Source organism: Methylophaga sp. UBA1464 (assembly GCF_002325665.1).
Classification (GTDB): Bacteria; Pseudomonadota; Gammaproteobacteria; order Nitrosococcales; family Methylophagaceae; genus Methylophaga.
Genome location: NZ_DCSO01000114.1, coordinates 11530 through 20946, shown reverse-complemented (window position 1 = coordinate 20946; position 9417 = coordinate 11530). Strand labels below are relative to the sequence as shown.

Annotated in this window: 9 protein-coding genes; 8 read left to right on the top strand and 1 reads right to left on the bottom strand. The window is 38.7% G+C overall.

The window, feature by feature from the left end; genetic code table 11:
- Window positions 1-180: 180 nt before the first annotated feature.
- Window positions 181-1530 carry an oligosaccharide flippase family protein gene (locus B3O33_RS15335; protein WP_292361765.1) on the top strand — a complete coding sequence of 450 codons (1350 nt, stop codon included), beginning with the start codon at window positions 181-183 and terminating at the stop codon, window positions 1528-1530.
- On the opposite strand, the gene B3O33_RS15330 is transcribed toward B3O33_RS15335, so the two are convergent.
- The gene (locus B3O33_RS15330; RefSeq protein ID WP_292361766.1) at window positions 1519-2337 is read right to left on the bottom strand and encodes a hypothetical protein; all 819 of its coding nucleotides are present in this window, start codon (window positions 2335-2337) and stop codon (window positions 1519-1521) included. The two genes, B3O33_RS15335 and B3O33_RS15330, sit on opposite strands and share 12 nt — an antisense overlap.
- A gap of 196 nt (window positions 2338-2533) precedes the next feature.
- Here B3O33_RS15330 and B3O33_RS15325 point away from each other — a divergent pair, with 196 nt between their 5' ends.
- The 7 genes from B3O33_RS15325 to B3O33_RS15295 all read left to right on the top strand — a co-directional run.
- Complete coding sequence (locus tag B3O33_RS15325; protein WP_292361767.1) at window positions 2534-3688, top strand: hypothetical protein; 1155 nt, start codon at window positions 2534-2536, stop codon at window positions 3686-3688.
- Window positions 3689-3788: 100 nt separating this feature from the next.
- Entirely contained in the window at window positions 3789-4880 is a 1092-nt protein-coding gene (locus B3O33_RS15320) for a glycosyltransferase family 4 protein (RefSeq protein ID WP_292363919.1), read from the top strand.
- 33 nt (window positions 4881-4913) lie between these two features.
- Complete coding sequence (locus B3O33_RS15315) at window positions 4914-6101, top strand: glycosyltransferase (RefSeq protein ID WP_292361769.1); 1188 nt, start codon at window positions 4914-4916, stop codon at window positions 6099-6101.
- Window positions 6094-7068: a glycosyltransferase family 2 protein gene (locus B3O33_RS15310; RefSeq protein ID WP_292361770.1), complete on the top strand. Its 975-nt coding sequence runs from the start codon at window positions 6094-6096 to the stop codon at window positions 7066-7068. The genes B3O33_RS15315 and B3O33_RS15310 overlap by 8 nt, the downstream gene beginning before the upstream one ends.
- Window positions 7055-7921: a sulfotransferase family protein gene (locus tag B3O33_RS15305; RefSeq protein ID WP_292361771.1), complete on the top strand. Its 867-nt coding sequence runs from the start codon at window positions 7055-7057 to the stop codon at window positions 7919-7921. The genes B3O33_RS15310 and B3O33_RS15305 overlap by 14 nt, the downstream gene beginning before the upstream one ends.
- A gap of 73 nt (window positions 7922-7994) precedes the next feature.
- Window positions 7995-8987, top strand: a complete 993-nt coding sequence (locus tag B3O33_RS15300; RefSeq protein WP_292361772.1) for a glycosyltransferase — start codon at window positions 7995-7997, stop codon at window positions 8985-8987.
- Window positions 8988-9008: 21 nt separating this feature from the next.
- Window positions 9009-9417 (top strand): glycosyltransferase family 2 protein (locus tag B3O33_RS15295; RefSeq protein WP_292363918.1); only part of this gene is annotated, 409 nt, incomplete at its 3' end.

Below are 9417 nucleotides of genomic sequence, written 5' to 3'. Positions count from 1 at the left end.
CATGAGAACTGCCATTTTTTAAGCTGCTTGATATTGAAGTTGCCAGCCAGTGCTTTATTCATCAGGCTGTAGGTAATTCCCGTGAGAACCGTTATAACAAGAACCGTTTGGATATACTCAGACATGATCTCACAATATTTTTTTAAAAACGCATCTTAACAAACAAACCGATAAGCGACTATGCACAATTTATCCCTGAAAAAACGTGTCTCGACATCTACCGCATGGGTGTTTGCAGGCCATATGAGTTCACAAATTCTTCGATTAGCCAGCAACCTGATCATGACCCGACTATTGGTACCGGACATGTTTGGTGTAATGGCACTTGTGACGGTATTTATGATGGGGATTGCAATGTTTTCTGATGTTGGATTACAGCAGAACATTGTACAAAGCAAAAAGGGGGAGGACCAAAGTTACCTGGATACGGCCTGGAGTGTCCAGATCCTTCGTGGAATTCTGATCTTTATCATTGCATTATTAATAAGTCTGGCTTTATTTTTTGCACAACAACAGAACTTTTTCCCGGAAAATTCAGTTTATGCAGATCCGATATTACCGTACGTACTTGCGGTTATGTCATTTACTGCAGTATTGGCCGGTTGTAACTCTGTTAATCTTTTTTTACTTAACAGGAAGTTACTTGTTGGAAAGGTTATTTCGATTGAACTGTTCAGCCAGGCAATTGGTTTGGTAGTGATGGTTTCTGTGGCCTGGTTTTGGCGCGAAATATGGGTGTTAGTGCTTGCTGGTTTGATCTCAGCCATCGCCAAAATGCTGTTATCTCATCATTCCAGCTTAGGTGACCGCTGTCGCTTTAGAATTGAGAAACAGCATTTCCATGACATTATTCATTTTGGTAAGTGGATTTTTCTGGGGTCAATATTAGGTTTTTTGTTATCACAGGGGGATAGGTTATTTTTGGGGGCATGGTTAACGCCGGAAATGCTGGGCATCTACAGCATTGCCTTTTTTATGGCAAATGCAGCGCGTGAAATCATGAAAAAACTTGCCGGTTCAGTATTCTATCCCATGCTGAGTGAGGTTTTTAGAGAAAATCCTGAAAAAATAAAATCAGTCTATTATCGACTGCGTTTAAGGGTCGACTTTTTGACGATGACAGCTGCAGGATTTTTAGCCAGTTCTGGCAGTGTGATTATTGCGTTTTTGTATGATGAGCGTTATCTGGAATCCGGCTGGATGTTTCAAGTGCTGTCGGTTTCAATTGTCTTTGTTGGCTTCAATATGGCGGCAGCCTGCTTAATGGCTCGAGGTGATTCCAAAAGTCACGCTATTATGATGATGGTAACGGTAACAGTTTTGTTTATTGGATTGCCGCTGGCTCACAATTTTTATGGATTGATCGGTGCAATAGTTTTTATTGGATTGCTTGATATGGCGAATATACCGACGACTCTCTTCATGATGAAAAAAGCGGGCATATTAAATATCAAACGCGAATTTTTAATGTTGCCAATGTTCTTTGTGGCTTATTTTTTAGGCAATTATCTAGTTTCATTAATTAGCTGATATTAAACGACGTCGTTTCTCACCCAGCCAGATACGAAACCGTTTTAATATCTTTGGCTTTGGGTATTTATAATATTGCTCCCAAGGGTGTTTTGTTTTTTCAAAAATTTTATTCGCATACGATTTAATACCTTTTCCAGCAAAAAAGTCTCGCCGTACTTTGGCCATTCTAGGCCCCCATTCCTGTACATGAAAAACACGCCAGTGCATCGAGTCCAGACGTCTTCGGCCCCAATAGTTGTATTTGAGAAGACCTTGCTCGATAGCCCATTCACAATGAAATCTGCGTATGCTTTCATCTATATCAGCATCACGGAACTCATCCATGATTTCCTGCCATAAAGTTTTTTTCATAATGCAAAAATTATAGCTAAAACGTTGAGTTTTTAAATATTCGGTCCCTTCTATTGGCTGATCTGCCTCAAAGATGATTCCACACCCAGTAACAAACTGATATTTGTTTTGCATCAAATCATCAATTATTTCTGGTAACCAATTTTTTTCAGAAGTATATGCCAGCGTATCAAGGTTGATGGATACATAGATTTCTGCACTACATTGAGCAACCAGTTTTTCCAGAATGCTTGTTTCATCATTTTTTAAATCATCACCCTCAACAAAGGGCATCAAAATGAGTGTCCCCGTATAGCCTGATGATTTTAAATCTTGCTCGACTTTCGCTTGATCGAGATCAGAATAAAGTACTATTTTTTGTGGTGGCTGTTGTAAAAAATTTAGCCAATCCTTAAGAACAATTAAATGCTCATATTGAGCAAGTTTACCAATTAAGTCGTATTGTGAAGACATTCAGAGACTCATATTATTAGTTGACATAGCTAGTATAGCCTTATAACAAACCATATTAAAAGGCAGCATTGTTTGAAAAAATAACAATGTAAAATTTATCATAAGTAATTTGTTGTTGGCAGTGTTAGTTGCAAATGATATACATAGGTTCAAGATGTACTGAAAGATGGGTAGTGCAATGACCAAGGGAGGGGGCGTGTCGAATAAAACAAAAATTGGTATAGTTGGAACAGGCTTTATTGCTTATGGTGTAGCAAAAATGCTTCTTAAGTCTTCTGATATGACCGTATCAAAGATATTAACCCGCAGAAAACTCGACTTTAATGACTTACCTCAATTGCCTCAAAGCTTGTATACACAATCCATTCAGGAGCTAATTGACGAATCGGATTTAATCCTTGAGTGCTCAGGTGATGTCTTACACGCTACCAGAGTGATATCAGAAGTTGTTAAAACAGATAAAAAAGTTATTACAATAGATGCTGAGTTTCAAGTGACATCAGCATCTTACTTTATCAAACGTGGAGCCTATATAAGTGAAGCTGATGGTGATCAGCCTGGATGTTTAGCAAGACTTAAACAAGAGCTTGTAGGTATGGGATGTGAACCTCTGGCTTATGTAAATTTAAAAGGATTTCTTAATCCGAACCCGGTAGAAGAGGAGATGCGTTACTGGGCAGATAAACAAAAACTTACCTTATCCCAAGTTACCTCATTTACAGATGGTACCAAACTTCAGATAGAGCAGGCTCTGGTCGCAAATGGATTAAATGCAGCAATTGCGAAGGAAGGAATGATAGGCGCAACGGTTGAAAAGTTAGAAGACCTTGATTATTTGGTTGATGCAGCCAAAGCACTTGGTGCCCCCGTGAGTGAATATTTATTATGCAATGGCGCGCCACCAGGAGTCTTAATTCTAGCAGATCACGAAGAAGCAAACTTGCTTCCCGGATATTTGGCATTGAGCAGGTTAAAAACAACTAAAAAAACAGCATATATTTTTGTACGACCTTTCCATATCCCCCATTTGGAAGTAATGAATACTTTCCGTCGTGTAATTAATGGTGAAGGCGTATTAATTAATAACTCCTCATCACCAACTATAACAGCTGGGGCGGTTGCAAAAAGACAATTAAATCCAGGTGATAAAATTTTGCAAGGTGCTGGGGGGTTCGATGCCCGCGGTTATGTGTTAGAGATTAAAAATCATAAAAATGCTGTGCCAATTTGCTTGTTGCAAGATACACCTGTCATCAGAAAGATTGAGCCAGGCCAAATTATTACATTTGATGATGTGGATCTAACTAATACAACGGCTTTGGAATGTTATTTAGATTCACTACCGGAATAGTTATCCCCTTGAACTTAAAGAATGTAGTTTGAAAAAATCAGTTTGCCAAAAGTTAAATATTGAACATGGACTTTAATATAAAAATAATAAAGGATCTGCATTGAGGGTTACGTTTGTTCTTCCTGAGCTGAACCTTACCGGTGGAGTGCGAGTGGTTGGTATATATGCTCAACTTTTGGCAGAGCGGGGCCATAAAGTTAATGTTCTATATCCATCTCCCCCAAAAAAAACGTTTAAACAAAAACTTAAAGTATTTTTAAGGTTACTTAAAGGGCAGCGTCCGTCAAAGTTGACTTGCCCATATTTTGATCATCAAAAGGCTGGTTTGCATGAGTTACCTTTTCATGAAAACGTAACACAAGATGATATTCCGGATGCAGAGGTTGTAATTGCAACCTTTTGGAACACAGCCGAATGGGTCGCAAAATTTTCTGAGTCCAAGGGGCAGAAAATCTATTTTATTCAGCATTATGAGGTTCACCCCTGGCTTCCTGTGGAGCGGGTAAGGCAAACGTTCAGGTTACCATTCAAAAAGATTGTTGTTTCTGGCTGGATTGCCGATTGCCTGAAAACTTACGAAGATGTTTTGGTGGATGCTATTGTGTTAAACGGTGTCGACAGCAAACAGTTTTTTTCACCTGCAAGAGAGAAACAAACAACAGCAACAGTGGGTTTTATGTATTCTCCGAGACATTATAAAGGGACTCAAATAGCCATTGATGCTATTGAACTTGCTAGAAAAACGAATCCGGAATTGATTGTAAAGGTCTTTGCTGCTGAGAGCCCAACCCTGGATATGCCGCTACCTGATAAAACCGAGTTTTTTTTGAGTCCTCATCAAAATCAAATAAAAGATATTTATTCAGCATGTGATGCGTGGTTGTTTACTAGTATCAAAGAGGGGTTTGGTTTGCCAATATTAGAGGCTATGTCCTGTAAAACCCCGGTAATAGCCACTCCAGCAGGTGCTGCCACTGATCTGATAACACCAGAAAATGGAATATTAGTTGATGATTACAGTGCCGAAAAAATAGCTGGCGCAATTAATTTGATATCAAAATCAACTGAAAAAGAGTGGAGGCAATTATCAGAGAATGCCTTTGAAACCGCGCAACAGAATTCATGGGAGAAATCCTGCGATCAATTCGAGTCAGCTTTAATAGATAGTTTGGAATCATCCAAGGATATTTAATGTATTTCGTCACTATAAGTCAGATGTATACCCATGAGTAAACTATGCCTTATCCCTTCTGTAGGGTATTGGATAGAGAACGACAAAAAGTTCTTTGACAGAAAGTTCTATGATGGATTAAGCATATATCAGAGACTTTGGGGAGGAGCGTTGCAGGTTTGTATAAGAAAAAGTACAGCGCCGCTCCCGAAATTTGGTTTAGTGGAATATGTTAAAGAAGCATCACCGATAAAATTCGTGTTTCTTGATGATGATGAAAAGCCAGGTATAAAACATTTAAACGGAGTTGATGTTGCGCTTGTTTCGGCCGATGAGTTTCGCAATTTAGGCTTATCTAAAATTTGTCATTTATATAAGGTTAAATGTATTTATTACATTGAGTACATACTGGAAACACGTATACAAATTAATTTTTTATCCAGTGCATCTTTTTTCAAAAAAATAAAGACGACGATCTGGCTGCTCTTGATGGAGCTAAAGCGCCGTTCATCTTTGGTTTATGCTGATGGCTTACAAGCAAATGGAACACCCGCTTATAATGCTTATCAGAATAGAATAAAAGATGCTGAATCAGCACTGTTATATTTTGATTCACGCAATACAGTCGACATGCTGATAAGCAATGAAAACCTAAATGAACGGCTTAGTAGATTATTAAGTAACAATACTCTGCGACTTGCTTTTTCCGGGCGTATTACTGCCATGAAAGGTGCTGATGATTTAATTGAATTTGCCAAGATTCTGAAGAAAAAAAAAGTAGATTTTCATTTAGATATTTTTGGTGATGGTGATTTGAATGAGTTCTTGAGTCGTGAAATTGACAAGGCAAAACTTTCGAACTTTGTAACTTTTCATGGAGCAGTTGATTATAAATCTGAATTAGTCCCTTTCATCCAGCAAAATATTGACGTCTTTATTTGCTGTCACAAACAAAGTGATCCTTCATGTACTTATCTTGAAACCTATTCGTGCGGCGTGCCGATATTAGGCTATGCAAACAAAGCACACAGCGGGATTCTGAAGATTGCAGATGTTGGATGGGAAGTACCGTTAAGGAGTATTAATACTCTGGTTGAAAAATTGATTGAGATTAATTCAAACAGAAATGAAGTCGCTGACAAATCTCGAAGAGCCATTGAATTTGCCAAATCGCATACTTTTGAAAAGACTTTCCAGAACCGCATTGACAACTGTCGTTATGTGATGAAACAACATGATTGATTTAGCAATTATTATTATTAACTATAAAACACCTCACTTGACTGTAAGTGTTTTGGAGTCATTGATCAGTGAAGTTGATATTTCCGTCATGAAAGTTGTCGTAATTGATAATGACTCCCGAGATGATTCACTCTTAATTCTCGATAAGTGGCTCAAGGAAAATGCAGCAAACTCTTGGGTTAATTTAATTGCTTCAAATATTAATAAAGGTTTTTCTGGTGGAAATAATCTTGGCATTCAATCTGTAAAAGCTAAAAACTACTTATTACTGAATAGTGATACCACTGTCCGACCTGGTGCCATTCGTCTTCTTTTAGAAACAGCAAACAAGCATCCTGAGGCAGGATTAATAAGTCCACGATTGGAGTCTACTTCTGGCAAAGCACAGGAAAGTTGTTTCCGGTTTCATACCCCCATCAGTGAGTTCATCAATTCGGCAAGTACCAGCTTAATAACTAAAGCATTCAGAAAGTATGTTGTTGCTCAACCAGTAAAAGATTATTCAGATTATTATCAATGGACAAGTTTTGCATGTATTTTGATCAAAGCAGAAGTGATCGAGCAGATTGGTTTATTGGATGAAAAATTTTTTATGTATTATGAGGATGTTGAGTTTAGCTTTCGTGCGTTAAAGGCTGGGTGGAAAGTGTTAAATAACCCCGAGGCACATGTTGTACATCTTCGTGGTGGCAGCTCACCAGTAAAATCACAAACAAAATTACGTAAACGTGTACCAAGATATTTCTACGAATCGCGTACCCTTTATTTTTATAAACTGTATGGCCAAAGTGGTTTATTGTCAGCCAATATATTATGGTCATTAGGCGCATTCATTGCCTTTATAAGAAGCCTGCTTTCAAATAAATATAAATCTAAGATAGTCGCGAAGCAGTGGCAGGATAACTGGATAAATTATTTAAATCCGACTAAGCCATATACACATCCTGATGATTATGACCAAACCTGATTTCATTATTATTGGTGCGATGAAAAGTGCCACTAGTACGCTGCATGAGCAACTGGCATTACAGCCGGGTTTTTTTATGTCGACCCCTAAAGAGCCAAATTTCTTCAGTGATGATGAGATATATGAATTGGGGCTTGATTGGTATGCCAATCTTTACTCTGCTTCAGACGCTGGCGATATTTGTGGTGAATCCAGTACGCACTATACAAAATTACCCGATTACCCCCAGACGATAGAACGAATGAAGGCCTATTTGCCTTCATTAAAACTAATTTATGTTATTCGCCATCCAATTGACCGGTTAGTTTCTCACTACATTCATCAGTGGTCGCAAAATGTTATAAAAGTTAATATTAATCAGGCAATTGATGAGTTTGATGAGCTTGTAAATTACAGTCGTTACTCAATGCAGCTTGCCCCCTTCATAGATGCTTATGGTGCAGAAAATATTCATATTGCCTTTTCTGAGGCTTTTAGAGTTAGACCACAATATGAATTGGAAAAGGTGACTCGCTTTTTGGGATATTCCTCCCCAGTTATCTGGTATGAAAATTTACCGGAACAAAATGTCTCAAGTGATCGAATCCGTCGTTTTAAAGGCTATGATTTTGTTATTAATCATCCGTTATTAGCGTGGTTAAGAAGAAATCTTATCCCTAAAGCGTTCCGGGATAAGGTCAAAGAGCAACTTACATTAAAGAATCGGCCACAAATTGACGAACAACACATGTCAAAGCTAGTGCAAATATTTAATGATGACTTGGAAAACTTGGGAAAACTATTAGGTATTGAGCTAGATTTAAGTAACTATTCATCAAGTGCAAAAATTACCGATGCAAGACTAATAAAATAGCTATGATGTTGATGAAAAGTTGTTTCTATAAACTCAAAATAATTAGATTTATCTAAAAGGAATGACTGCTTCTATGGATTACAGTGGAAAGCTTATTGGAGCAGTAGTCATAGGGAGAAATGAAGGCGATCGTCTGAAGCAATGTTTAACATCCTTGTGTAATGATATCGAACATATCGTATATGTTGATTCTGGTTCAACCGATGGCAGTGTTGAGATGGCACTGGAAATGAGCGTTAGAGTTGTTGAACTGGATATGACAAAGCCTTTTACAGCTGCAAGGGCTCGTAATGCAGGCCTGGCGGTTTTACTTGAATCTAATCCACAGTTGGATTATGTGCAATTTGTAGATGGTGATTGCGAAGTGCAGCGCTCCTGGCTAGGTTTAGCTTTTGAATTTTTATCATCACATCCTGATTTTGCAGCCGTATGTGGTCGTCGTAGAGAGCGTTATCCAACAGCAACTATATACAATCAGTTATGTGATATTGAGTGGGATACGCCAATCGGTGAAGCCAAAGCTTGTGGTGGCGACGCTTTATTTCGTGTTTCTGCATTAACATCGGTGGATGGTTATCAAGATAGTTTGATTGCCGGAGAAGAACCCGAAATGTGTTTCAGAATGCGTCAACTGGGCTGGAAAGTGATGCGCTTGGATGCTGAAATGACTCTGCATGATGCTGCAATGACACGCTTCAGTCAGTGGTGGAAGCGCAACCAAAGGGCGGGTCATGCTTATGCGGAGGGATATGCATTACATGGTAAGTCCTCCGAAAAATTTAAACAGTCAGAGTGCCTAAGCATTCTTTTCTGGTCTTTCCTGCTGCCTTTGGCAATTATTGTGCTGTCACTGATAATGCCTTTTATGCTTGTGCTTTTTATGGTGTATCCACTGCAGATTCTCAGGTTAACCATGCGATACCGCCCTCATTTGAGTGATGTCAAGGTGGCTTTTGCTTATGCTGTTTCCAATGTCGTTGGCAAATGGCCACAATTGACCGGCATGCTGCAGTTTTTTAAAAACAAAAAGCTTGGACTTAAAAGCCAGCTTATCGAATATAAATAACACTGAGTAAGGAAAAGCTTTATGTCGTATCTTTTGGTTTCTCCTTGTCGAAATGAAGCCGCATACATGCGAATTACGCTGGATAGTGTGGTGAATCAAACCGTCCAGCCTGATTTATGGGTCATTGTTGATGATGGTTCTACTGATGAAACACCAAACATTCTGTCTGACTATGCTGAGAAATATCCGTTTATAAAAATCATTACGCGTGAAAATCGTGGGCATCGCAGCGTGGGCCCCGGCGTTATTGAGGCTTTTTATCACGGTTACGATCAGGTTGATGTTTCTCAATTTGATTATGTTTGTAAGTTTGATCTGGATTTAGACTTACCATCCAGATACTTCGAAGTTTTGATCCAACGTATGCAGCAAAACCCTCGTATTGGGACCTGTAGTGGTAAAGCCTATTTTCGGGATAAAAAAACCGCCT